Here is a 22721-nt window from a genome sequence, read left to right on the forward strand (position 1 = left end):
CTTTGAATTGATCTGGATGTGGGGTAAAGATCTAATCCATAAATCCCCCACTTTCGATGTAAATTGAGATATAAAAATTTTATAAGAGCGTGCATTTATATTGTTAGCATGCTAACCTTTTAATATGAAACTAGATGATAGCCTTGGTTTTTTAATCAATAAAGCCGCCGGAGAGATGAAATACACATTTGAAAACTCTCTACGACCTTTCAATCTGACACCTGGCCAATGGTCAGTTCTGTCACGTCTAACAGAAAAGGAGGGGCAAACAATAGGCGCAATTGGCAAGTCATTATATTTTGATAAGCCAACGATATCTGGAATCATAAAACGTCTGGAGAATAAAGGTCTAATCGTTAAACGACGTCAGTCTGAGGATCAAAGAATCATAACGATCTATTTAACGAGTGCAGCAAAAGACTTGATGATTGAGCTTCCCAACTTGGCCATGGCCGTAAACACAAAAGCACTCAAGAACTTTGATGCAGAAGAGACAAAGATCCTGAAAATGTATTTAAAAAGAATCCTAGATAATATGGATTAAATTTTTACCCATTTAGTTAGCGTGCTAACTATTTTCGCAGAGGATAGAATGAAAAACTTAATGAAAATTGTTCATTTAATTAGTTTATGTGTGTTTTTTGGCAGCATAGTGACATATGTATTTCTTGGTTTAATCACACCAGAAACTGACATGCATGCGCTTGCTTTGAATCGAGAGTGGGTTTTAAAAAGTACGACTTACTTAACTGTAGTGGCTATGTGTACTACAGGTTTTACTGGGTTAGTCTTAAGCGGTAAACCTAAATCTTTTTGGGTTTGGGCCAAGTTGTTTAGCTTTATGTTGATTTGCCTTAACACCTACTTCTTTGTTTACCCGGCAATCGTGACATCGACTTTGGCATTAGGTACTGATGAGTTGAAATTTCTAGAGGCTCTTGAGTATGAAGCTGTCTTTGGCGCATTCAACATTGTGCTTATTTTAATGTCTATTGTGTTCGCTGTGAGTAAACCTAAGTTATCTGTTGCAGGCATTAAAAGAGCCATGAAAGCAAATTAAGATTATTGAGTTTTGTCGATGTCCAATTGATTGAGAAGCAATTATTCGTCGGTATCACACTCTCCTAGGTACAAAAGGGGTTTTCGAGTCGGAAATGTCACATCTAAGTACTCAGTTTTGATTCTTGATCGAGCAAGAAAGATGAACATAGATTTTTAATTGAAGGCTTAGCTAAACACCTTTTGCTAACTATATTGCATAATCTTTACTGTATAAGCTGATATTCAGAACTGCTTTCACTATGAAAGTAAAAGTAGCGTAAAAAAGGCCTCCTAAATGGAAGCCTTTTTACATTGTAAGCTTGAATATCTGGGCTATTATGCCTTCGAATACACATCACGTTCACCTAGCCAGCGATTGATGATCGCCTTAGCGTTATCGGGATAGCTATCATGAATATGGCGTGCGATACGTTGCACTTCAGGGATTAAACGTTGGTCTCGTACTAAGTCGGCAATCTTGAAATCAGCCAAGCCTGTTTGTTTAGTACCAAGCAGTTCACCAGGGCCACGGATCTCTAAGTCTCGCTGAGCAATCACAAAGCCATCGTTACTTTCACGTAGCACCCCTAAGCGCTTCTGAGCGGTTTTTGATAGCGGAGAGTGATACAGTAGTACACAGTGGCTTGCGACCGAACCACGGCCAACACGACCGCGTAATTGGTGAAGTTGAGCTAGGCCAAGACGCTCTGGGTTCTCGATGATCATTAAGCTCGAATTCGGTACGTCCACACCCACTTCAATCACCGTTGTGGCAACCAGTAAGTGCAGCTTATTCCCTTTGAAATCCTGCATCACAGCCTGTTTTTCGGCAGGTTTCATTCGGCCGTGTACTAAACCAATTTTTACGTCTGGCAGTTTACGTTGCAGCTCTTCTGCTGTATCTGCAGCAGCTTGCGCTTCCAATACCTCAGACTCATCAATCAGAGTACACACCCAATAGGCTTGTTTGCCTTCGTTGAGGCAGGCATTACGCACTCGTTCAACAATGTCCTCACGTTTGGTGTCAGGGATGGCGACGGTTTGAATAGGTGTTCGACCCGGCGGCAGCTCATCAATGATTGAGGTCTCGAGGTCAGCATAGGCCGTCATTGCTAGTGTTCGTGGAATGGGCGTTGCCGTCATCACTAATTGGTGAGGATAGTAACCTTGCTTAGCGCCTTTTTCACGCAGCTCTAATCGCTGGTGGACACCGAATCGGTGTTGCTCATCAATGATGACTAAGCCAAGGTTTTTGAATTCGACGTGTTCTTGAAAGAGAGCATGAGTACCGACCACCATCTGTGCTTCACCACTGCCAATGCGCGTAAGCTCAGTCTCACGTGCTTTACCTTTGAGTTTGCCCGCCAGCCAACCGACTTGAATGCCCATGGCTTCAAACCAATTGGCGAAGTTGATTGCGTGCTGTTCTGCTAATAGTTCGGTTGGTGCCATCAAAGCGACTTGCTGACCATGTTCCAGTGCGCGAACCGCCGCTAGCGCAGCAACCAAGGTTTTACCTGAACCTACATCGCCTTGTACTAAGCGCATCATTGGGTGTGGCTTTTCTAAGTCACTTTCAATTTCTTGGGTTACGCGTGCTTGAGCATTGGTTGGCGAGAATGGTAGCTGAGCCAGTAGTTTATCTTTGAGTGTATTCACGGGAGGAAGCGGCATCGCTTTATCTTGCTGTCCTTTACTGCGAACAGACAGCATCGACAGGTTTTGAGCCAGTAATTCTTCCATAATCAAACGCAGCTGGGCTGGGTGTTTACCTTCATCAAATAACTCGAGATCGATACCCGGAGGTGGTCTGTGAATGGTATGCAGTGCTTGTGCGAGAGTAATTTGATGGTCGTACAAACCAGACGGTAGTAGCTCATTGACGGCTGCTTTGTCGATCAGTTCTAATGCTTGGTCGGTCAGGTTACGCAGTGTGACTTGTCTCAGTCCTTCAGTGGTTGGATACACAGGAGTAAGGTTCGCTTCCACGTCTGGTTGCTGTCTTGGAGCAAAGAATTTGTAATCCGGATGGACGATCTCAAGCCCCATATTACCACGCTTGATTTCACCATAAGCATGAACTTGCTTGCCCTCGGCAAAGTTGTTCTTCATACCGGCGGTGAAGTTGAAAAAGCGCAGTGTAATAGTGCCATTACCGTCGCTGATCTTTACCGCCAACATCTTACGTTTACCGAAAATGGTATCCACGCTCATCACCTTGCCTTGGACTGCGGCCCAGATTCCAGCGTGCAGTTTGATGATCGGATAGATTCGCGTTCTATCTTCATAACGTAATGGCAGATGAAACAGTAGGTCTTGTACATTGCTAAGCCCAACCTTTTCCAGTTTCTCTGCGACTTTAGCGCCGACTCCAGATAAAGAGTTGAGAGGGATAGCAGATAAAAGCTGTGACATAACAAGGCTCATAAACGTAAGAGTGATGATCTATTCAAGCATTTTACTGGATTTTTGTACAGGATAAAGCTTAGAAGCGGATACGGGGTTCGAGTAAACGAGATGCGAAGAGATAAAAAGCAAATAGGATCTTGGAGTTATCGGTGTGATGAAAGAATAAGGCAGTAGAAAAAATTAAAGCAGACTCGAAAGACGAAAAGTTGAGTGCTGAAAAGCTTTTGCTCTTCGCATCTTGAGACTCGTATCTCTCATCTGCTTTATCTATCTGCTTTTAGAGCTAGTTCTTACGGCGTCTTACTTTGAGCGCGTGTGGCATCACACGTAGCTTCTTCATAATGCTCGCAAGGTGAACACGATCTTTAGTCGTCAGCAAGATTGTCACTGTGTACAAGCGTCCATCACGTTCTTCGGTCGAAATACCGTGAATGTTTGAGCCTGTTTTCGAGATAACGTTAGTTAACTCAGCCAGTGCACCTTGGTGGTTCTGCAGATCAACCTGAAGTTCAGCTGTGAATTCTTGGTCGTAATCGTCAGACCATTCCACCGCCATATACTTGTCTGGTTCTTTTTGGTAGCCACGAACGTTTGGACACGTTTCACGGTGAACCACAAGACCACGACCTGGAGATACATGGGCAATGATGTGATCATCTGGAATCGGGTGACAACAGTTGGCGAACGTCAGCAATAATCCTTCAGCACCACGGATCGGAAGTTTCTTCCTTGGTATCCCGCTGTTGTTTTCCACTTCAGTCAGTTCGTCAGCATCGCCCAGTAAACGACGAGCAATCACGATACTCATTAGCTCACCAAGACCAATCGATGCCAGCAAGTCTTCGATATTGTCGAGACGAAGATCAGACAATACATGTTCAACGTTTTCTTGGCCGATATCACCAATCGAATGTTCACCCAGTGCGTGGTTCAGCAGGCGACGACCTAGGGTAATCGACTCTTCACGACGCATGGTTTTCAGAACCTGACGGATCTTAGTACGCGCACGTGATGTCACCACATAGTTGAGCCATGCTGCATTCGGACGTGCGCCCGGAGCACTGATGATCTCAATGGTTTGACCGTTCTTCAGCGATTTGCTGAGTGGGTAAGGGCTCATGTCTACACGAGCACCTACACACATGTTGCCGACATCGGTATGTACCGCGTAAGCAAAATCGACCGCTGTTGCGCCAGCAGGAAGTTCGACAATGCGACCCTTCGGCGTGAACACGAAGATCTCATCTGGGAACAGATCAGACTTAACGTTTTCAATGAATTCGAATGAGTTACCTGCGCTTTGTTGTAGCTCAAGTAAGCTCTGCATCCAACGTTGTGCTTTAACCTGTGCGGTAGTGCCATTACTGCTTCGTGAGCCATTGCCTTTGTATGACCAGTGCGCCGCGACACCTTTATCTGCCATTTGATCCATATCTTCAGTACGGATCTGAACTTCAACTGGTACCCCGTGAGGGCCGATCATCGATGTATGCAGAGATTGGTAGCCGTTGGCTTTTGGTACCGCGATGTAATCTTTCATGCGGCCAGGACGAGGCTTGTACAGGCTGTGTGCCTGACCCAATGCGCGATAACAAGTATCTGGAGTATCAACCACCACGCGGAAAGCGTAGATGTCCATAATGGTGTGGAAGCGCTGCTCTTTAGTTTTCATCTTGTTATAGATGGAGAACAGGTTCTTTTCACGACCAAGAACGCGAGCAGGTAAACCGACTTCTTCAAGGCGGCCTTCGATTTCGCTATGGATACGTTGAATCATCTCTTTACGGTTACCACGCGCAGCTTTCACTACGTTTTTAAGTACGCGATAACGGTTAGGGTAGAGGGCTTCGAAGCCTAGCTCTTCTAGTTCGGTCTTGATGTTATGAATACCAAGACGGTGAGCTAGTGGAGAATAGATTTCTAGGGTTTCACGAGCAATACGACGCTTTTTGTCAGGACGAAGTGCCCCAAGCGTACGCATGTTGTGAGTACGGTCAGCTAATTTGATCAAGATAACGCGGATGTCTTGCACCATGGCGAGAACCATCTTACGGAAGTTCTCTGCTTGCGCTTCTTTGCGATCACGAAATTTAAGCTTATCCAGCTTAGATACACCATCTACCAATTCAGCAACGGTATTGCCAAATTTTTCCTCTAGATCTTCTTTAGTGACATCACAGTCTTCAATCACATCATGAAGTAGAGCAGCTTGTAGAGTTTCGATATCCAGACGCATTTCTGCCAGGATTCTTGAAACAGCTACAGGGTGGATAATGTATGGTTCACCGCTTGAGCGGGTTTGCCCTTCGTGGGCGTCTCTCGCTACCACATAAGATTGACGCAGAGCCTCAATTTGAGGCTCTGTTAGGTATTCTTGGGCAACGTCTTTGAGGCTATCGAATAGATACAAATTAAAGGCCCGGAAGGTTAATTAGTTCGAATGACGTTCTTAACGAGAGTGAGCGATGCTGCTTACTGCTGCAAGTTCAGCCGCTTCTTGCTCTTGTTGCTCTTGACGTTCACGAGCATCTAGTACGTCTTTAGTGATAAGACCTTCTTCGATTTCGCGAAGAGCGATAACCGTTGGCTTATCGTTTTCTTCAGGCACTAGTGAATCTTTACCGCCAGTTTGCATTTGACGTGCGCGGCGAGCCGCAATAAGAACTAGGTCGAAACGGTTGCCAACTTTTTCAACAGCGTCTTGAACAGTTACGCGTGCCATGAGGACTCCAAATAGTAATTAACTAATAAATTTTTGATGACGAGAAAGTATACAAGTTTAACTAGAGACTTTCTAGATCACCGTATACTTATCTCAATGGAAAATCTAGCCTTGCTAAATTATTCCGCCAGTAATGCAGTAAGCATGCCGCTGTATTTTGCTGCTTGCTTATCTTCTTTTAAGCGTTCCGCACGAATGATAGCTCTGAAGTCCATTAGGGCTGCATCAAAGTCATCATTCACGATCACGTAGTCATACTCATTATAATGAGAGATTTCTGACTTTGCTTCGCTCATGCGTTTCGCAATAACTTCTTCGCTGTCTTGACCACGAACGTTTAGGCGACGCTCTAGCTCACCATTTGATGGTGGAAGAATGAATACACTCTTCGCTTGAGGCATCTGTTTGCGGATCTGACGAGCACCTTGCCAGTCGATATCTAGGAATACATCAATACCGCGGTCTAGGTTTTCTTCAATCCAAACGCGTGAAGTACCGTAGTAGTTGCCGAATACTTCAGCGTACTCTAGGAATTCATTCTTCTTGATGAGGTCTTCGAAGTGATGCTTCTCTACAAAGTGGTAGTGAACACCATTTTCTTCACCAGGGCGCATACCGCGAGTGGTGTGTGAAACAGATACCTTCATTGCGTAGGTTGGATTGGTTTCTAGCATTGCTGAGATCAAGCTCGACTTACCTGCGCCACTAGGTGCAGATACGATGTAAAGAGTACCTTTGCCCATCTGTATATTTCCACTGTTGGTTGGATTGAGTGAAGGCGATAAACCGACACTATAAAAGATAGCACTGACCTTAACTGCGTTCCGGTAATTGCACGTATATAACGACAATTGGTGAAAATTAGGTCAGAAAAATGGAGGCGAAGAGTAGCATATTTAGGTTATTGAGAACAACTGGCTTGATCGTTATTTATTAGCGAATGATCCTTTCAAAGATCGTTCTAGAAATGTAATCACTCATCAACTGCAGTTTTTTATGTGATCTCGACAAAATTTATTGAAGTTTTAATCTCAATCCTTACAATCCGCGCAAACGATTAAATGCTGTATATGTTTGATGAAATGGATCAAATGTTTCTACTACCGAGCCTATCTTGGTGACTACAGTTTTTAGTGTAGAGACTTCTCTATTCTCACAGCATTTGAGTCCCCAAATTCTTAATTTATTGCAAAGGTTTTGTTGTGAGTACCGATTCCACCCTGAAAGCCCAGAACACCTCTTGTTCGCTTGATTCAATGTTTCAAATCACAGAAAGAAAGACCACGATTGGCACTGAGTTGTACGCTGGTTTCATTACTTTCTTGGCAATGAGCTACATTCTGGCGGTTAACCCAGCAATTCTTGGCGGTATCCCGGGCATGGATAAAGGGGCGGTATTTACTGCAACGGCTTTGGCTGCAGCTATTTCGACGTTAATCATGGGCATTTGGGGCAACTACCCTGTGATGCTAGCGCCGGGCATGAGCATGAATGGCTTTTTCAAAGGCTTGTTATTGAGTGGTTCTGTTGCCGTGCTTTGGAACGAAGCGCTATTTGGCATCTTCCTCTCTGGTATTTTGTACCTCGCGTTCTCACTGACCAATATTCGTAAATCGATGATTGAATCGATCCCTGAGGACTTAAAGCTGGCGATTACGGTATCGCTCGGTTTGTTCATCGCTTTCTTGGGGCTTAAGAACGCGGGCATCATCGTTTCGAATCCGTTTGTATTGGTTGGTTTAGGAGATATCTTAGACCCACAAGTGATCATCGCTTACATCAGCATCTTTATTGCCCTTGGCTGTATGGTTCGTGACATTAAGTTGGCGACATTTATCTCATTCGTATCAGCGATTGCACTGACAATCATGGCTGATGTGTTCATGGGTACATCAAATGCGCCAATCCCAGATCAGCTAGTCGCGATGCCACCGAGCATGGCAGGCAGCTTTGGTGCGATCTTCGACTTCTCTGCGTTTACTCCTGAGAAAATGTTCGATCTATTGTTCATCGTACTTATCTTCCTGATTGTTGACTTCTTTGATGGCTTAAGCACGATTGTTGGTGTTGGCCGTGATGCGGGTATCATCGATAAAGACGGTAAGGTACCAAATGCGAAATCTGCTCTAGTGGCAGATGCGGGTGGTACGGTGATTGGTTCTGTTCTTGGTACCACATCGATTACGGCATTCTCTGAGTCGGGTATTGCTTCTTCTCAAGGTGCGAAGACAGGTTTGGCGGCAGTGATGGTTGCAGGCTTGTTCCTAATCTCGCTATTCCTGTACCCAATCTTCTCTATTTTCTCGGCGGCTATGGTTGCGCCGGCGATGGTCGTAGTAGGCATCTACATGGTGGGCCGCCTTGGTCAGATCGACTGGGAGAAGAAAGAGTCTCGCATCGCAGCCTTCTTCACCATTATGTTCACGGTACTAAGTTTTTCACCTGCAAACGGCATGGCGATGGGTTTTATCAGCTATGCGTTCACTATGGTTGTCGCGGGTAAGGGTAAAGAAGTTCACCCGTTGATCTATAGCCTGTGTGTGGTGTTCCTGACCTACCTGATTCTTCTTTAAGGCTAATCGGCGATTTAAGTTGAAACGAAGAATGAATAGATGGCTCTACAGTGAATGTGGGGCCATTTTTGTATCTTCTGTCTCCACATAAGGTGTGTAATTGATGGTTTCTCCGCTAGAGAAGGAGCTGCTTATACTGAGGCATGCTATTGTAGAGATTGGATTAATTTTTTGCAGAGTGACAATGCCTTCTCATTTACCTAAATCTTTTAGTAAGCCTTTCTTGAAAGTCTTTCATACTCTTGAAGCGGTACTATTGGTGGCGATTACTCTCGCTACCGTGTTTGCGATGGTTGAAGAGTTCATGCATTTGTTTGTTGAGCGACAAGTTCGGCTGACCGATATTCTTCTGATGTTCATCTATTTAGAAGTGTTAGCTATGGTCCAACAATTTGTGATGAACGGTAAGATTCCGGTACGTTACCCTATCTATATCGCGATTATGGCGATTGCTCGTTACATAACACTTGGAATGAAGGAGCTGGATGCGGTTCTCATTGTTTGGTTATCTTTAGCCGCGTTTATCTTAGCTGCCGCTACCTTGTTGATTCGAGTTGGGCATCACTATTGGCCGTATGTTGATCTTCGAACCAAGCAACCGGACGAGTAAACCGTCGACTGACAAATCATTTAGAGCCCAGCCATGTCGCTGGGCTTTTTACTACCTCTTAAGAGTCAAAAAGACATTTAAATGTTTTAATGACTATTTTTATTGTGGTGTCCTAATGACTCTTTTTTCTGGCTTTTCCTTGAAATATAAGGCTTTGTTTTCTGGCATGAATGTTGATTGGTGAATAGTAGACTCATATTAAGGAACACGCTATGCATTTTGAAAGTACCCACTATCAACCTGAAGTTCTCTCCGAAAAGGTTGCACTTGTCGTGACTCGACTTCTAAAAAAAACGCTTAATCTGTTTTATGGGAAACATTTAGCCAAACGAGCAATGTTATTGGAGACCATTGCGGCTGTTCCGGGCATGGTCGCGGGGGTATTTAATCACCTTAAAGCATTGCGTCGCATGAAAGATGACGGTGGTTGGATCAAAGAGCTGCTGGACGAAGCGGACAATGAACGGATGCACTTGATGATCTTCTTGACCGTTACCAAGCCGTCCATTATAGAGCGAATCTTAGTGATGCTTTTACAATTTCTCTTCTTAATTATCTACAGCGTGATTTACTTAGCCTCTTCTAAAACCGCACATCGGATTGTCGGTTACTTTGAAGAGGAAGCTTGCAACAGTTACTCAGAGTATATCGCCAAAATTGAAGAGGGTAGTCTACCCAATCATCCTGCGCCGAGAATTGCGATGACCTATTACGGGCTACCTGAAGATGCGACATTCTTAGATGTACTTTTCCGTATAAGAGAAGATGAAGCCAAGCATCGTGACAAGAATCACGACATTGCCAATCTCTACAAAACCAAAGACTTACCTGAGCACCAATGCTAATTCAAAGGAAATTATTATGACGAGTAACGTTCAACAGCAATCTCATCAGGTCGTATTTATTACTGGTGCAAACTCGGGGATGGGCCTTGAGACGGCACTATTGTTTGCACAAAAAAATTATCGCGTTTATGGATCGGTTCGCAGTATTGCCAAAGGTATAGAGCTTGAAAAAGTGTTTGCTGAAAAAGGGTTGGCGATGACGCCTGTTGTGTGTGATGTCAGGCGATCAGAAGATGTGAACAATGCAATCAGAATGGTCGTGAGTAATGCAGGTCGACTCGATATTCTGGTGAATAACGCAGGTTATGGTTTAGTGGCCAGTGTAGAAGAGGGAACGGATGAAGAGTTTATGCATCAGTTCGACGTAAATGTGTTTGGTGTCCTTCGCACCTGTCGCGCTGTGATTCCATTTATGCGCGAGCAGAACTCAGGAATGATCATCAACGTCAGCTCATTCTTAGGAAAAATGGGGCTGCCGCTGCTTACTCACTACAATGCCAGTAAATATGCGGTAGAGGGGATCACGGACTCACTTCGCTATGAACTCTCGCCTCACGGAATCAAGGTACACACGGTTGCACCAGGCTTGTTCCAAACTGGCTTCATTAAGAATGGGCTGAAAGCGAACCCTTTGACGGTGAGTCCTGATTCTCCATATGCCGAGCAAGCGAACATCTTATTGCCACAGGTTGTTGAGAAGATAAACCAAGGCCCATCACCTATTGAGGTGGCAAAAGCGGTATTGGCCGTTGCTGAAGGTGACGCGCAACAGGCTCGTGTGCCAGCTGGTAATGATTCCGTTTATTTTGACAAGCTGAGTCGTGAGCTGACTCAAGAAGAGTTTGAACTCAATGTTAAAAAAGCGCTATCGCTAGCATAAAACCATAAAAGAAAAGCCCCTGCATCTTTCGATACAGGGGCTACTTGTATTAACTCAGCGTTGGTTTATTCGATATTCTGAATCTGCTCACGCATCTGTTCGATAAGTACTTTAAGCTCGACACCTGATGCAGTGATATCAGTGCTGATAGACTTAGACGCTAGCGTGTTTGATTCACGGTTGAACTCTTGCATCATGAAGTCCAGTTTACGGCCACATGCGCCGCCTTTCTTCAATACTGTATTGGCTTCTTTCACGTGAGAGTCTAGGCGGTCTAGCTCTTCGGCTACGTCTGACTTCTGTGCGAGTAGGATTAGCTCTTGCTCAACGCGAGAACCTTCAAGCTCAATCTTCGCTTCTTCAAATTTGTTAAGCAGACGCTCACGTTGCCACTCTAGGATTTCAGGCATGCGTGCACGTACTTTTACCACTTCTTCAGTGATCGCATCTAAGCGCTGTACGATTAGCGCCTTCATGTTCTCACCTTCACGAGCACGAGCATCAATGAACTCTGCAATCGCATCGTTGAACGCTGCTAGCAGGTCTTTGTTGATCGCATCCATGTCTTGCTCAGGTGTTTCCATCACACCAGGCCAGTTCATGACTTGGAATGGGTTAAGACGGCTCTCTTCACCTGTCATGGTCATCACTTGGTTCGCCGCATTAATGACTTGCTGCGCTAAACCTTCGTTGATGCTTAGCTCGCCTTTTGCTGCTGGGTTAGCTTCAAAGCGTAGGTTACACTCTACTTTGCCGCGCGCTAGGCGCTTACGGAAACGCTCGCGTAGGATTGGCTCTAAACCACGGAACTGTTCAGGCATGCGGAAGTAAGTTTCTAGGTAGCGTTGGTTTACACTACGGATTTCCCATACTGCGCTGCCCCAATCGCCTTTTACTTCTTTGCGTGCGTACGCGGTCATACTATAAATCATCGAATTTTCCTGTCTTTTATCATTCTGAAAATAACGCGCACGCATAGTATCACGATACGGGTGACAGCCGAAGCTCATCACTTTCGTTAAGGAATTGCTTTTCTTCAGCAGCGTCTTCGAATGGTAAATAGCTTTGCACAGTAAACTGCTATATAATCTCGCCCCAATCAAATATGTCTCACCCCTTTCTTAGGTGATGCACGCTTTCGATAGTAAATCACTTCAGACTGTTAATAAGGTAGATACCAATGCGTCCAAATGACCGCGCTGTAGATCAAATTCGTCCAATTAAAATTACTCGTAACTACACAGCTTATGCTGAGGGTTCTGTATTAGTTGAGTTCGGCAACACTAAAGTTCTATGTAATGCGACGGTAGAAGAAAACGTACCGCGTTGGTTGAAAGGTCAAGGAAAGGGTTGGGTAACGGCTGAATACGGCATGCTGCCACGTGCAACGCACACTCGTAACCGTCGTGAAGCGGCGAGCGGTAAGCAAGGTGGTCGCACGATGGAAATCCAACGTCTGATCGCTCGTAGCCTACGTGCTGTTGTGGATCTTAAAGCGATGGGTGAAATCATGATCACGGTTGATTGTGATGTTATTCAAGCAGACGGCGGCACACGTACTGCGTCTATTTCTGGTGCAAGCGTAGCAATGGCTGACGCAATCAAGAGCCTACTAGACAGCGGTAAACTGAAAAAGAACCCAATGAAAGGCCACGTAGCGGCAGTTTCAGTGGGTATCGTTGGTGCAGAAGCACTGTGTGACCTTGAGTATGTTGAAGACTCAGCAGCCGATACCGATATGAACGTTGTAATGACGGAAGACGGTAAAATGATTGAGATTCAAGGTACTGCGGAAGGCGAACCGTTCAGCCACGAAGAGCTGATGAAGCTTTTAGCCTTGGCGAATAAGGGCATTGCCGATATTGTTGAAGCGCAGAAATCGGCGTTGGCAGAATAATCAATTTTAATAGCTCCCAATTTGGGGGCTATTTTTTTGTCTGTAAAACCTGAGAGGGTGGTACAGAGCGTAAGTTAAGTTTTATTGAGTAAACATAGAGGATGAGCATGAAAGCATATCAACGTGAATTTATTGAATTTGCACTAGAGAAAGAAGTACTTAAGTTTGGTGAGTTTACTTTAAAGTCTGGCCGTAAGAGCCCTTACTTCTTCAATGCTGGATTGTTTAACACAGGCCGTGACCTAGCGCGCTTGGGTCGTTTCTACGCAGCAGCATTGGTGGATTCTGGTATTGAATTTGATGTACTGTTTGGCCCTGCATACAAGGGTATTCCAATCGCAACGACAACAGCTGTTGCACTGGCCGATCACCACGATGTAGATACGCCTTACTGCTTCAACCGTAAAGAAGCGAAAGACCACGGTGAAGGCGGCAACCTAGTCGGTAGCGCACTGGAAGGTCGTATCATGCTGGTGGACGACGTAATCACTGCAGGTACTGCAATTCGTGAATCGATGGAAATTATCCAAGCGAATGGTGCCGATCTAGCGGGCGTTCTTGTTGCGATTGACCGCCAAGAGAAAGGTAAAGGCGAGCTCTCTGCGATTCAAGAAGTAGAACGTGACTTTGGCTGTGCGATTATCTCTATCGTTAGCCTGACTGACCTAGTGACTTTCCTTGAAGAGAAGGGGACTGATGCAGCGCACCTTGAAGCAGTGAAAGCGTACCGCGCTCAGTACGGCATCTAATACAATTTGTTATAGCTATAGAATGCACAAGGGGCTGATGAATCATCAGCCCCTTTTCTTTTGGTTCAGAATATTACTTATAGCGGCTACTCTACTTATAACGAATGCCGCGTTCAGCCTCTGGGTCTTCCATGGTTTTGAAACGCTTGTGCAGCCACATCCACTGCTCTGGCGCGCGTAAGATGATTTTCTCTAGATAGCTATTCATGTAAGCGGCAGCCGCTTTCTCATCTTTTTGCGGGTAGTTATCTTCGATGGACTCATCGGCCATGATTTCATATTTGCCGTTGTCGTTTCTAAAACCAGAGCCTGGAACAATCGCGCAGCGGCTAGTGTAAGCCAGAATACTAGTACCAGTCGTCGTACATGCATCAGGCACGGCGAAGAAAGGCACAAATGCCGCTTTATTACGCCCGTAATCATGATCTGGTAGGTAGAAAAGGATCTCACCCTGACGCAAGATTCGGATCATGCGCTTCACATCTTTACGGTGAATGAGGCGGTTGCCGTTTTGGGTACGACCGCGGTACTGAATGAACTCATAAGCTGGGTTATTGTGTGGGCGATACACCCCTAACCCAGGAATACCCAGCACAGCCATTGCTCGCGCGGTGATCTCCAAGTTCAAGGCATGCACACAGCTTAGAAGAACACCTTTGCCATTGGCTTTGTGCGTACGCAGCATCTGAGTGTCTTTGTCGACTAAGATTCGTTTAAAGCGCCATGTTGGCCAGAACCAAGTAATGCCGGTTTCGATCAGCGCCATACCCGTATTCTTAAAGTTCTCGCTTACCATAGCCGCGACTTCATCTGCTGGCTTATCTGGGAAAGCGAGCTCTAAATTACGAGTGGCAACTGCGACGCGCTTTTTACCATAGCGGGCGCCTAAAGTGCCCAATGAACGGCCTAACAGTAATAACAGGCGGTAAGGGAGAACGTTAACAATAAGTGCCAACAGCCCAAAGCCGAACCATACTCCCCAATATTTAGGGTGAAGCAGTGCTAAGGTAAAAGGTGGCTTAGTAATAACGTGTTGTGCAGTGCTACTTGTCGGAGAAGTTTTTGTCATAACCATCACTTAAAGTTGGATTGCTACTTAATTTGAGCGCTGAGTAGTGCCCAATAAGCATCGAAGTTTTCTGTCGGTTGATATTTGAAGTCAGAACGTACGAATCGATTCAGACTGCCTTCAACTTGGCCGAGCAATTGTGCCGCTAAGATTTTCTCATCAACGGGGAATGACTTCCCTTCACGAAGCTTTCTCTCGCGCAGAATTTGGCGAAGTTGAGTCTCAATGCGTTCGAACAGTTGATTGATGCGGTCACGTAGGCGCTCGTTTTCAAACATTAGAGCATGGCCAGATAAAATTCGAGTCAGGCCTGGGTTACGTTCTGAGAAAACTAAGATCAGTTGCAGTACTAGGCGTATACGCTCTAGCGTGTCTTTCTCCTCATCCAGAATGCGGTTGATTCGAGACATCAAAGCTTCTTCAATAAACTCGATAAGACCTTCGAACATGCGAGCTTTGCTAGGGAAGTGGCGGTAAAGTGCAGCTTCAGAAACGCCAACTTGCTTGGCTAATTTTACCGTCGTGATACGGGAAGCACCTTCGGTCGATTCCAACATTTGTGCGAGAGCTTGTAGGATTTCTTCACGACGGTTTGATTTTCGAGTACCAGCCATCTATTTACTTCCTTTCCTAAAGATGAGGATTGAGTGAAGAAGGATTATAAACACCATTCAATTCTGTTTCCTAGTTTTGTAAGCCCTAGGTCAACAGAATCGAGAGGTGTCAGCAGATTGTCAGCTCAAAATTGTCTATTTATCCGACAATATTGCTCTAATCAGTGAGTTAGTGATGCTTTTCTAGCAATAGTTGGATCTGCTCAAGGATCTGGAAGCCAAGCGCGCCTTTGCTATCCAGTGGCAGAGACTTATCGCCACCTTTCCAATAAAGGTGCAATTCGTTACTGCTACTATTGAAGCCTTGGCCTTCAACAGATACATCATTAGCGCAAATCATATCGAGGTTCTTTCGCTCTAGCTTACCGCGAGCATATTTCTCAACATCTTGCGTTTCAGCCGCAAACCCTACTGTAAATGGACGACCTTCTGTCATTGCTGCGACAGAAGCGACGATATCTGGGTTTTTCACCATGTGAATAGTCATGTCATCTTTGCCATCTACTTTTTTAAGTTTCTGGTCTGCAATGGTCTGTGGGCGGTAATCGGCAACTGCAGCACAGCTGATGAAAACATCGTGTTGAGCGGCGTGAGCAGTAACGACATCAAACATCTGTTGAGCACTATCGACATCGACGCGAGTCACTTTGTCTGGCGTAGCGAGTGACACAGGCCCACTCACTAACGTGACCGTTGCACCTTGCTTAGCTGCGGCTTCAGCTAGCGCATAGCCCATTTTGCCTGAGCTATGGTTGGTGATGTAACGCACAGGGTCAATGGCTTCACGAGTTGGTCCTGCAGTGATAAGCACAGAGCGACCTGCAAGTGGTTTAGGTTGGAAGAAGTCTTCACAGCAGTGTACAAGCTGCATTGGCTCTAACATGCGGCCCATACCAACATCACCACATGCTTGTTCGCCAGACGCTGGCCCCCAAACCTCACAACCACGACGTTTTAGTGTCGCGATGTTCTCTTGAGTGGCGGGGTGGCTGTACATTTGTTGGTTCATTGCTGGCGATACCGCAACTGGCGCATCGGTCGCTAAAACTAAAGTGGTCAGTAGGTCGTTGCCCATGCCTGCAGTCATACGTGCAATAAGATCGGCAGTCGCCGGTGCTAACAATACTAAGTCAGCCCATTTTGCGAGTTCGATGTGACCCATTGAAGCTTCAGCAGCAGGATCAAGCAAACTATCGGACACTGGCCTTCCCGAGACCGCTTGCATAGTCAGTGGAGTGATGAACTCCTTAGCTGCATTGGTCATGACGACCTGCACTTGTGCCCCACGTTCAACCAAGCGTCGAGTTAGCTCGGCACATTTGTAAGCAGCGATACCACCACTAATACCAAGAAGAATTTTTTTCCCTGCTAGGCCTGGTTGGTCAGCGTTACTCAGTGGATTAACCTGTGTTTGCATGATTCTGTTCCTTAATTTTTCTGCGACTTACGATATCAGAACAAAGGATGAGTGCCTAGAAGCAGAACTTGAACAGACTTGACGCTCATCAAATTGGCGTTATCAAACTTATCAATTACACGGTTTTGCTGGTGGCTCGGCTGACTTTATCTCTATTAAAGGATCTCTGGATACTCGCTGGTTACGCTGATGGGTTATGTTCATAAGCAATGGATTTGCTCTTCTATGCCGATAAATAAAATGCCCGCAGAATCGATGCCAAGAGAGAAACTACTGACTCGAGGGCCAGACTCTTTGAGTGATGCAGAGCTGCTGGCCATCTTTCTTCGAACTGGCACGCAAGGAATGAACGTACTAGAGCTGGCAGACAAGCTGCTCAAAGACTTCGGTTCACTCAGGCACCTTTTCTCAGCAACACAAGCTGAGTTCTGTGCTCATAAAGGGATGGGACAAGCGAAGTATGTTCAATTACAAGCCGTATTAGAGATGACGCAGCGTTACCTCGCGGAGACCTTATCTCGAGGTGACGCATTGACTAGCCCGAGTCATACTAAGCTATATCTGTCGAGTATGTTGCGCGACCGCCAGCGAGAAGCCTTCTATATATTGTTTCTTGATAATCAAAATAGGGTAATAAAGGATGAAGTGATGTTTGAGGGGACGATTGATGCTGCATCGGTTTACCCCAGAGAGGTCGTTAAGCGGGCGCTTCACCATAATGCAGCCGCTCTCATTTTGGCGCATAACCACCCCTCGGGTATTGCAGAGCCAAGCCAAGCGGACAGGCGAATAACCCGTCGATTGACCGACGCTTTGGCGCTGGTGGATATTCGAATTCTCGACCATTTTGTGGTCGGAGATGGTGAAGTTGTCTCTTTTGCTGAGCGCGGATGGATTTGAATCACATTTTAGGTTGTTAACTACGTTAAATCTGCTATCATTCCGCCCACATTTTTAGACCTAAAATCAGCTCTGATTACTCAAGCAAGCTGCGCTGCACAAAAAAAGATCACGAAATCCGCAAAAAGGATCTGTTCGGGTCTTGAGCAATGCGTGTCAAGTTAGTATAATGCGCGACCTTTGATAGCCTTGTATGGATTTTCCATAACGGTTTTTACCTTCTATTTTTATTGATAGAGAGGTTCGGCCACCAAGGTTGATATCGAGCTGAAACGATTGGAGAAGACATTCATGTCCCGAGTATGCCAAGTAACTGGTAAGCGTCCAGTAACGGGTAACAACCGTTCACACGCACGCAATGCTACTAAGCGCCGTTTTCTGCCGAACCTACAAACTCATCGTTTCTGGGTAGAGAGCGAAAAACGTTTTGTTAAACTACGTCTAACTGCTAAAGGCATGCGTATCATTGATAAGAAAGGCATCGATGCTGTTCTTGTTGATATTCGTGCACGTGGCGAAAACGTTTAAGAGGAATTAAGCAATGGCTAAAGGCATTCGTGAGAAAATTCGTCTAGTATCTTCTGCAGGTACTGGTCACTTCTACACAACTGATAAGAACAAGCGTAACATGCCAGGCAAATTTGAGATCAAAAAGTTTGATCCAGTAGTTCGCCAACACGTTATGTACAAAGAAGCGAAAATCAAGTAATTGATGCTTTTTTGGCTCTTCTTTAGTAGAAGAAAGAATTGAAAAACCCAGCTTAATCGCTGGGTTTTTTTATACCTAAAATTTGATGCCTCCACGTATCTTTTAATCTTTATAAGGATCTAGCCAGTACAAATAGCAACATAGAAAGTATCGCCACTTTCACGATATACTGAAGACTCAATAGGTTAGATGGCAGAATCAGATGAGATATCGTGGACGTAGGTGGAACAACATACTCATGTTAAGCGTGATCGCTTTTATTGGGGTACTCAACCTTCCTACTTTGATCAAAGCGTATCTTATCGAGCCAGAACCTGAGCAACAGGTTAGTAGCGCTTACCCCCACCTGTTAAATCCTAGAGCCGAGCTGCAAGCGTTATACTTTGCGAAGTGGTCATTGGTGCTCGAAGGTGATCAGTGGGGCTATCAATTGAAAGGCTTTGCCCCAGAGCAAAACATTAGTGCTCAAGAACGCGTTCAACGCTGGCAACAGCTTGTTGGCACCAAGGTTGACTCGCAAACCTATACTAACCTTGCTTCTCAGCTCAGCACTCCGCATACCATAGAAGTGTGGTATCAAGACCAAGAAGAGCCTCAACGCGTTACTTACTATCAGCTGCCTGAGTTTTGGTTACTAAAAAACTGGAATGGTCAGTGGTTGGCGGTGTCTATTGAAGAGAGCTACCTGTTTCCAAATCTTAGCTCAGAGAATCCCTAAAATCGGACGATTAGATTATGCCTGAATTACCCGAAGTCGAAGTAAGCCGCATGGGGATCTCACCTCATTTAGTCGGCGAGACCATTAAGAAACTGACCTTTCGTACGCCAAAGCTGCGCTGGGATATCCCACAAGAGCTTAAAAAGCTAGAAGGGCAGGTGATTCGTGCGATCTCACGTCGTGCTAAGTATCTGTTGATTGAAACTGATACAGGAACTGCAATTGTTCATCTTGGAATGTCGGGATCACTGCGCGTATTAGATGCCGATTTCCCGGCAGCAAAGCACGATCACGTGGATCTCAAGCTCACTAACGGCAAAGTACTGCGCTATAACGATCCGCGTCGTTTTGGTGCTTGGTTGTGGTCAGCACCTGATGAAGTCCACGCTGTGTTGCTTGGCTCTGGCCCTGAGCCGTTAACGGATGACTTTAACGCTGACTATATCGCTGAAAAAGCAGAAAAGCGTAAAGTCGCGGTAAAGCAGTTCATCATGGATAACAAAGTGGTGGTCGGTGTCGGGAATATCTACGCTAATGAAGCCTTGTTCTCTGCAAAAATTCACCCGTTACGAGCAGCAAACAAAGTAACCAAAGCCGAATGGATCTTGTTAACCGATGAGATCAAACAAGTGCTCGCGACGGCTATCAAGCAAGGTGGCACGACGCTGAAAGATTTCTCTCAGGCTGACGGTAAACCAGGTTACTTTGCGCAAGAGCTGCAAGTGTATGGTAAAGCAGGTGAAAAGTGCCCAAGCTGCGAAGCGCTGATTCAAGAGCTCAAAATCGGTCAGCGTAATACGTTTTATTGCGACGAGTGCCAAGTATAGAAAATCTGAACGCGTGTTCACTTTTTATTGCTAGTCGATAGACTAGCGAGTGGCTACAATTGTACTAATTATATGAATTGAGAATAGTAGAATGAAATATTTGGTAACTGGCGTTGCTGGTTTTATTGGCTCTGCAGTGTCGGAGCGACTATGTGCGGCAGGGCATGAGGTTATTGGTATTGATAACCTAAATGACTACTACGAAGTCTCTTTGAAACATGATCGCCTCAAGCGTATCGGACATGAAAACCTTACCTTTATCGAGCTTGATCTCGCTGATAGAGAAGGTATCGCTGAGCTTTTCGCACAGCAAAAATTTGACCGTGTGATTCACTTAGCGGCGCAAGCTGGCGTTCGTTATTCAATCGATAATCCAATGGCTTATGCCGACAGCAACCTTGTTGGTCACTTAGCGATTTTGGAAGGCTGTCGCCATAACAAGGTCGAACACTTAGTTTATGCTTCATCAAGCTCGGTATATGGCTTGAACCAGAAAATGCCATTCCACACGGCAGACAGCGTTGACCACCCGATTTCATTGTACGCAGCGACTAAGAAGTCGAATGAGCTAATGGCACATACCTATTCTCATCTGTACGATGTACCGACAACCGGTCTACGCTTCTTTACGGTGTACGGTCCTTGGAGCCGCCCAGATATGGCGATGTTTAAGTTTGCGAACTTAATTGTGGCGGGCAAAGAGATCGACATTTACAACAACGGCGACATGATGCGCGACTTCACTTATATCGATGATATCGTTGAAGGCATTATTCGTGTACAAGATCGAATTCCAGCAAAACAGCCAGATTGGACGGTAGAGCAAGGATCACCGGCGACCAGCTCTGCACCATACCGTGTGTTCAACATAGGTCATGGTAGCCCAGTTAAATTGATGGATTACGTTGAAGCATTGGAAACGGCTTTAGGCATCGAAGCGAAGAAGAACTTCATGCCAATACAACCAGGTGATGTGTACGCAACTTACGCCGATACTGAAGATCTGTTTCAAGCAGTAGGCTATAAGCCTCAAGTTAAAATCCAAGAAGGCGCCAAAGCATTCGCGGATTGGTATAAAGCTTACTACTCTTTGTAAATCTTAATTCTTCTAATAAAAAATAGCGCTCAATGAGCGCTATTTTTTTACACAGGCTTATTTCACTGTTTTCAGTTTGATTTCATCTGCAACTTTCTGTGGCACAAACTGACTTATGTCCCCACCGTGGATCGCGACTTCACGAACGATCGTTGAAGATAAGAAAGCATACTCTTCCGAAGGCGTTAGAAAAACGCTTTCAAGACCGGGTAGGAGCTTGCGATACATGCTAGTGAGACCGAACTCGTACTCAAAGTCCATGGTTGTTCTTAAGCCCCGCACCAATACGTCAGCTTTCTGTTCTTTGGCAAAGTCGACAAGTAACCCAGAAAAGCCTTCAACAGATACATTAGGCAAGTGAGACACGGCATCACGCAACAGCTCGACTCGTTCATCTAGCTTAAACATGGTCTTTTTGCTTGGGCTCGCGGCTACTCCCACCGTGATATGATTAAACATGCTTGCAGCTCGGACAATAATATCGAGGTGACCATTGGTTACCGGATCGAAAGTGCCTGGGTAGATAACGTGTGTGGTCATATTAGCTGTCCTTGCTTGGTGTTTTAATTGAGTTTAAGGCTTTGTCGAGAGTCTGCTTTACCATGTCGAGCGTGATGTCTTTCATTAAATCATCGCCTTTTGCTCGAGTTCCCCATGGAAGGTCTTTAACCGGTTTCCCTTGTTGCGCTTCTACGTGCTGTTGATAAACACTGACCACAATATCAAGGTCATTATAGGGCCCTGTTCTTCGAGGATCACTGTGTGCGTATAACCCGATAACAGGTGTTGATTGTGTTGTTGCTAGGTGTGCTGGGCCGGTATCTGGTGCGATTACCATGGTCGCATGCTTGAGTACAGCGGTGAGTTGCTTTAGGTTAGTTTTGCCAATTAAATTGATGACAGGAGATTGGCATAGCGCTTCGATGTCTTTACCAAGGTTTACTTCTCGTGGAGCTGGAGAGCCACAGAGTACCACTTGCATCCCTTTTTCTACTGCATAATCGGCAATAGCGGCATATCGTTCAGTTAACCAATTACGTGAATCTTTGCTTGCTGCAGGAGATATAACCAAGGTTTGTTTCCCAGCCGTAGTGTCGATGGCTAGTTGTTCGTCTTCCGGTGTTAAAGGAATATCCCATTGAGGTTTATCGAAGGGTACACCAATGTAGCGAGCAAACTCGGCAAAGTTATCTAACACATGAAACTTATCTGAAATAGGCAGGTGGCGATTAGTAAAGAGTGATTGCATTTCACGAGTGCGGTTTTTGCCAAATCCTACCTTACATTTCGCCTTTATTCCCCAGGAAAGTACGCTGGCTCTGAGTGCGGCTTGCATGTGTAGCAGCGCATCAAATTTGCGGTCAGATAGTTGACGCCATAATTCACGCATCCCTTTGAAGCCTTGTTTCTTATCGAAAACAACGACTTCAATATCTGGCAGGTCGCCGATAAGCATGGCCTCTATTTTTCCAGTTATCCAAGTTATTTTCGTTTCAGGCCACTGCTTCTGGATGGCTTGAACCACAGAAATAGCATGACAAACATCGCCAATCGCAGAGAGGCGAAGTATGCAAAGAGATTGAGGTGCAGTTGAGAACAGTGACATAAAGAGTCCGAGAAAGTGAATAACATCAGAATTATGCAG

Annotated in this window: 24 protein-coding genes and 1 riboswitch; of the genes, 14 read left to right on the top strand and 10 right to left on the bottom strand. The window is 45.4% G+C overall.

The window, feature by feature from the left end; genetic code table 11:
• Nucleotides 1-124 precede the first annotated feature (124 nt).
• Nucleotides 125-544, top strand: a complete 420-nt coding sequence (locus A3712_RS25465; RefSeq protein WP_063525474.1) for a MarR family winged helix-turn-helix transcriptional regulator — start codon at nt 125-127, stop codon at nt 542-544.
• A 48-nt stretch (nt 545-592) separates the two neighbouring features.
• Nucleotides 593-1060: a hypothetical protein gene (locus A3712_RS25470; RefSeq protein WP_231891889.1), complete on the top strand. Its 468-nt coding sequence runs from the start codon at nt 593-595 to the stop codon at nt 1058-1060.
• 317 nt (nt 1061-1377) lie between these two features.
• Here A3712_RS25470 and recG read toward each other — a convergent pair whose 3' ends face one another.
• The 4 genes from recG to gmk all read right to left on the bottom strand — a co-directional run bounded on the left by recG (nt 1378) and on the right by gmk (nt 6915).
• A complete protein-coding gene (gene recG, locus A3712_RS25475) occupies nt 1378-3456 on the bottom strand; it encodes an ATP-dependent DNA helicase RecG (RefSeq protein ID WP_063525475.1) in 2079 nt (692 codons plus the stop codon).
• A 277-nt stretch (nt 3457-3733) separates the two neighbouring features.
• The gene (gene spoT / locus A3712_RS25480) at nt 3734-5860 is read right to left on the bottom strand and encodes a bifunctional GTP diphosphokinase/guanosine-3',5'-bis pyrophosphate 3'-pyrophosphohydrolase (RefSeq protein WP_063525476.1); all 2127 of its coding nucleotides are present in this window, start codon (nt 5858-5860) and stop codon (nt 3734-3736) included.
• Nucleotides 5861-5899: 39 nt separating this feature from the next.
• Nucleotides 5900-6172 carry a DNA-directed RNA polymerase subunit omega gene (gene rpoZ / locus A3712_RS25485; protein WP_004741437.1) on the bottom strand — a complete coding sequence of 91 codons (273 nt, stop codon included), beginning with the start codon at nt 6170-6172 and terminating at the stop codon, nt 5900-5902.
• A 119-nt stretch (nt 6173-6291) separates the two neighbouring features.
• Nucleotides 6292-6915, bottom strand: coding sequence for a guanylate kinase (gene gmk, locus A3712_RS25490; RefSeq protein ID WP_063525477.1), 624 nt, complete (start codon nt 6913-6915; stop codon nt 6292-6294).
• A 301-nt stretch (nt 6916-7216) separates the two neighbouring features.
• Nucleotides 7217-7316: riboswitch (purine riboswitch) on the top strand.
• 58 nt (nt 7317-7374) lie between these two features.
• Here gmk and A3712_RS25495 point away from each other — a divergent pair.
• The 4 genes from A3712_RS25495 to A3712_RS25510 all read left to right on the top strand — a co-directional run bounded on the left by A3712_RS25495 (nt 7375) and on the right by A3712_RS25510 (nt 11080).
• Nucleotides 7375-8745, top strand: coding sequence for an NCS2 family permease (locus A3712_RS25495; RefSeq protein ID WP_063525478.1), 1371 nt, complete (start codon nt 7375-7377; stop codon nt 8743-8745).
• Between the two features lie 184 nt (nt 8746-8929).
• Entirely contained in the window at nt 8930-9355 is a 426-nt protein-coding gene (locus A3712_RS25500; protein ID WP_063525624.1) for a phosphate-starvation-inducible protein PsiE, read from the top strand.
• A 212-nt stretch (nt 9356-9567) separates the two neighbouring features.
• Nucleotides 9568-10200, top strand: a complete 633-nt coding sequence (locus A3712_RS25505) for an alternative oxidase (protein ID WP_063525479.1) — start codon at nt 9568-9570, stop codon at nt 10198-10200.
• A gap of 16 nt (nt 10201-10216) precedes the next feature.
• Nucleotides 10217-11080 (top strand): SDR family oxidoreductase, encoded by an 864-nt coding sequence (locus tag A3712_RS25510; RefSeq protein WP_082856316.1) that lies wholly within the window; start codon nt 10217-10219, stop codon nt 11078-11080.
• 65 nt (nt 11081-11145) lie between these two features.
• Here the strand turns inward: A3712_RS25510 and A3712_RS25515 are convergent, their stop codons facing one another.
• Complete coding sequence (locus A3712_RS25515; RefSeq protein WP_063525480.1) at nt 11146-12012, bottom strand: YicC/YloC family endoribonuclease; 867 nt, start codon at nt 12010-12012, stop codon at nt 11146-11148.
• A gap of 248 nt (nt 12013-12260) precedes the next feature.
• On the opposite strand from A3712_RS25515, the gene rph reads away from it, so the two are divergent.
• The gene (gene rph, locus A3712_RS25520) at nt 12261-12977 is read left to right on the top strand and encodes a ribonuclease PH (RefSeq protein WP_004741431.1); all 717 of its coding nucleotides are present in this window, start codon (nt 12261-12263) and stop codon (nt 12975-12977) included.
• Between the two features lie 107 nt (nt 12978-13084).
• Nucleotides 13085-13726, top strand: coding sequence for an orotate phosphoribosyltransferase (gene pyrE / locus A3712_RS25525; protein ID WP_063525481.1), 642 nt, complete (start codon nt 13085-13087; stop codon nt 13724-13726).
• A 91-nt stretch (nt 13727-13817) separates the two neighbouring features.
• On the opposite strand, the gene lpxL is transcribed toward pyrE, so the two are convergent.
• The 3 genes from lpxL to coaBC form a co-directional block, all read right to left on the bottom strand.
• Nucleotides 13818-14801 carry an LpxL/LpxP family Kdo(2)-lipid IV(A) lauroyl/palmitoleoyl acyltransferase gene (lpxL, locus tag A3712_RS25530; RefSeq protein WP_063525482.1) on the bottom strand — a complete coding sequence of 328 codons (984 nt, stop codon included), beginning with the start codon at nt 14799-14801 and terminating at the stop codon, nt 13818-13820.
• A gap of 17 nt (nt 14802-14818) precedes the next feature.
• A complete protein-coding gene (slmA, locus tag A3712_RS25535) occupies nt 14819-15409 on the bottom strand; it encodes a nucleoid occlusion factor SlmA (RefSeq protein ID WP_004741428.1) in 591 nt (196 codons plus the stop codon).
• A gap of 169 nt (nt 15410-15578) precedes the next feature.
• The gene (gene coaBC, locus A3712_RS25540; protein WP_063525483.1) at nt 15579-16826 is read right to left on the bottom strand and encodes a bifunctional phosphopantothenoylcysteine decarboxylase/phosphopantothenate--cysteine ligase CoaBC; all 1248 of its coding nucleotides are present in this window, start codon (nt 16824-16826) and stop codon (nt 15579-15581) included.
• Between the two features lie 225 nt (nt 16827-17051).
• Between coaBC and radC the strand changes: the two genes are divergently transcribed.
• The 6 genes from radC (at nt 17052) to A3712_RS25570 (ending at nt 21076) form a co-directional block, all read left to right on the top strand.
• A complete protein-coding gene (gene radC, locus A3712_RS25545; protein WP_004741426.1) occupies nt 17052-17726 on the top strand; it encodes a RadC family protein in 675 nt (224 codons plus the stop codon).
• A gap of 291 nt (nt 17727-18017) precedes the next feature.
• A complete protein-coding gene (gene rpmB / locus A3712_RS25550; protein WP_004728407.1) occupies nt 18018-18254 on the top strand; it encodes a 50S ribosomal protein L28 in 237 nt (78 codons plus the stop codon).
• Nucleotides 18255-18267: 13 nt separating this feature from the next.
• Nucleotides 18268-18435 carry a 50S ribosomal protein L33 gene (rpmG, locus tag A3712_RS25555; protein ID WP_002535344.1) on the top strand — a complete coding sequence of 56 codons (168 nt, stop codon included), beginning with the start codon at nt 18268-18270 and terminating at the stop codon, nt 18433-18435.
• A 202-nt stretch (nt 18436-18637) separates the two neighbouring features.
• On the top strand, nt 18638-19153 hold the full coding sequence (locus tag A3712_RS25560; protein ID WP_063525484.1) for a hypothetical protein: 516 nt from the start codon (nt 18638-18640) through the stop codon (nt 19151-19153).
• Between the two features lie 17 nt (nt 19154-19170).
• Entirely contained in the window at nt 19171-19980 is an 810-nt protein-coding gene (gene mutM / locus A3712_RS25565; RefSeq protein WP_063525485.1) for a bifunctional DNA-formamidopyrimidine glycosylase/DNA-(apurinic or apyrimidinic site) lyase, read from the top strand.
• A 91-nt stretch (nt 19981-20071) separates the two neighbouring features.
• A complete protein-coding gene (locus A3712_RS25570) occupies nt 20072-21076 on the top strand; it encodes an NAD-dependent epimerase (protein ID WP_063525486.1) in 1005 nt (334 codons plus the stop codon).
• A gap of 57 nt (nt 21077-21133) precedes the next feature.
• Here the strand turns inward: A3712_RS25570 and coaD are convergent, their stop codons facing one another.
• The gene (gene coaD / locus A3712_RS25575) at nt 21134-21616 is read right to left on the bottom strand and encodes a pantetheine-phosphate adenylyltransferase (protein ID WP_063525487.1); all 483 of its coding nucleotides are present in this window, start codon (nt 21614-21616) and stop codon (nt 21134-21136) included.
• Between the two features lies 1 nt (nt 21617).
• Nucleotides 21618-22682 (bottom strand): glycosyltransferase family 9 protein, encoded by a 1065-nt coding sequence (locus A3712_RS25580; protein WP_063525488.1) that lies wholly within the window; start codon nt 22680-22682, stop codon nt 21618-21620.
• Nucleotides 22683-22721: the final 39 nt, after the last annotated feature.

This window comes from Vibrio sp. HI00D65 (genome assembly GCF_001635455.1).
Taxonomy (GTDB): Bacteria; Pseudomonadota; Gammaproteobacteria; order Enterobacterales; family Vibrionaceae; genus Vibrio.

Coding starts and splice junctions, on each gene's coding strand:
- A3712_RS25465 (WP_063525474.1), top strand. CDS start 125: ATGAAACTAGATGATAGCCTTGGTTTTTTAATCAATAAAGCCGCCGGA.
- A3712_RS25470 (WP_231891889.1), top strand. CDS start 593: ATGAAAAACTTAATGAAAATTGTTCATTTAATTAGTTTATGTGTGTTT.
- recG (WP_063525475.1), bottom strand. CDS start 3,456: ATGTCACAGCTTTTATCTGCTATCCCTCTCAACTCTTTATCTGGAGTC.
- rpoZ (WP_004741437.1), bottom strand. CDS start 6,172: ATGGCACGCGTAACTGTTCAAGACGCTGTTGAAAAAGTTGGCAACCGT.
- gmk (WP_063525477.1), bottom strand. CDS start 6,915: ATGGGCAAAGGTACTCTTTACATCGTATCTGCACCTAGTGGCGCAGGT.
- A3712_RS25500 (WP_063525624.1), top strand. CDS start 8,930: ATGCCTTCTCATTTACCTAAATCTTTTAGTAAGCCTTTCTTGAAAGTC.
- A3712_RS25505 (WP_063525479.1), top strand. CDS start 9,568: ATGCATTTTGAAAGTACCCACTATCAACCTGAAGTTCTCTCCGAAAAG.
- A3712_RS25510 (WP_082856316.1), top strand. CDS start 10,217: ATGACGAGTAACGTTCAACAGCAATCTCATCAGGTCGTATTTATTACT.
- A3712_RS25515 (WP_063525480.1), bottom strand. CDS start 12,012: ATGATTTATAGTATGACCGCGTACGCACGCAAAGAAGTAAAAGGCGAT.
- rph (WP_004741431.1), top strand. CDS start 12,261: ATGCGTCCAAATGACCGCGCTGTAGATCAAATTCGTCCAATTAAAATT.
- pyrE (WP_063525481.1), top strand. CDS start 13,085: ATGAAAGCATATCAACGTGAATTTATTGAATTTGCACTAGAGAAAGAA.
- lpxL (WP_063525482.1), bottom strand. CDS start 14,801: ATGGTTATGACAAAAACTTCTCCGACAAGTAGCACTGCACAACACGTT.
- slmA (WP_004741428.1), bottom strand. CDS start 15,409: ATGGCTGGTACTCGAAAATCAAACCGTCGTGAAGAAATCCTACAAGCT.
- coaBC (WP_063525483.1), bottom strand. CDS start 16,826: ATGCAAACACAGGTTAATCCACTGAGTAACGCTGACCAACCAGGCCTA.
- radC (WP_004741426.1), top strand. CDS start 17,052: ATGCCGATAAATAAAATGCCCGCAGAATCGATGCCAAGAGAGAAACTA.
- rpmB (WP_004728407.1), top strand. CDS start 18,018: ATGTCCCGAGTATGCCAAGTAACTGGTAAGCGTCCAGTAACGGGTAAC.
- rpmG (WP_002535344.1), top strand. CDS start 18,268: ATGGCTAAAGGCATTCGTGAGAAAATTCGTCTAGTATCTTCTGCAGGT.
- A3712_RS25560 (WP_063525484.1), top strand. CDS start 18,638: ATGAGATATCGTGGACGTAGGTGGAACAACATACTCATGTTAAGCGTG.
- mutM (WP_063525485.1), top strand. CDS start 19,171: ATGCCTGAATTACCCGAAGTCGAAGTAAGCCGCATGGGGATCTCACCT.
- A3712_RS25570 (WP_063525486.1), top strand. CDS start 20,072: ATGAAATATTTGGTAACTGGCGTTGCTGGTTTTATTGGCTCTGCAGTG.
- coaD (WP_063525487.1), bottom strand. CDS start 21,616: ATGACCACACACGTTATCTACCCAGGCACTTTCGATCCGGTAACCAAT.
- A3712_RS25580 (WP_063525488.1), bottom strand. CDS start 22,682: ATGTCACTGTTCTCAACTGCACCTCAATCTCTTTGCATACTTCGCCTC.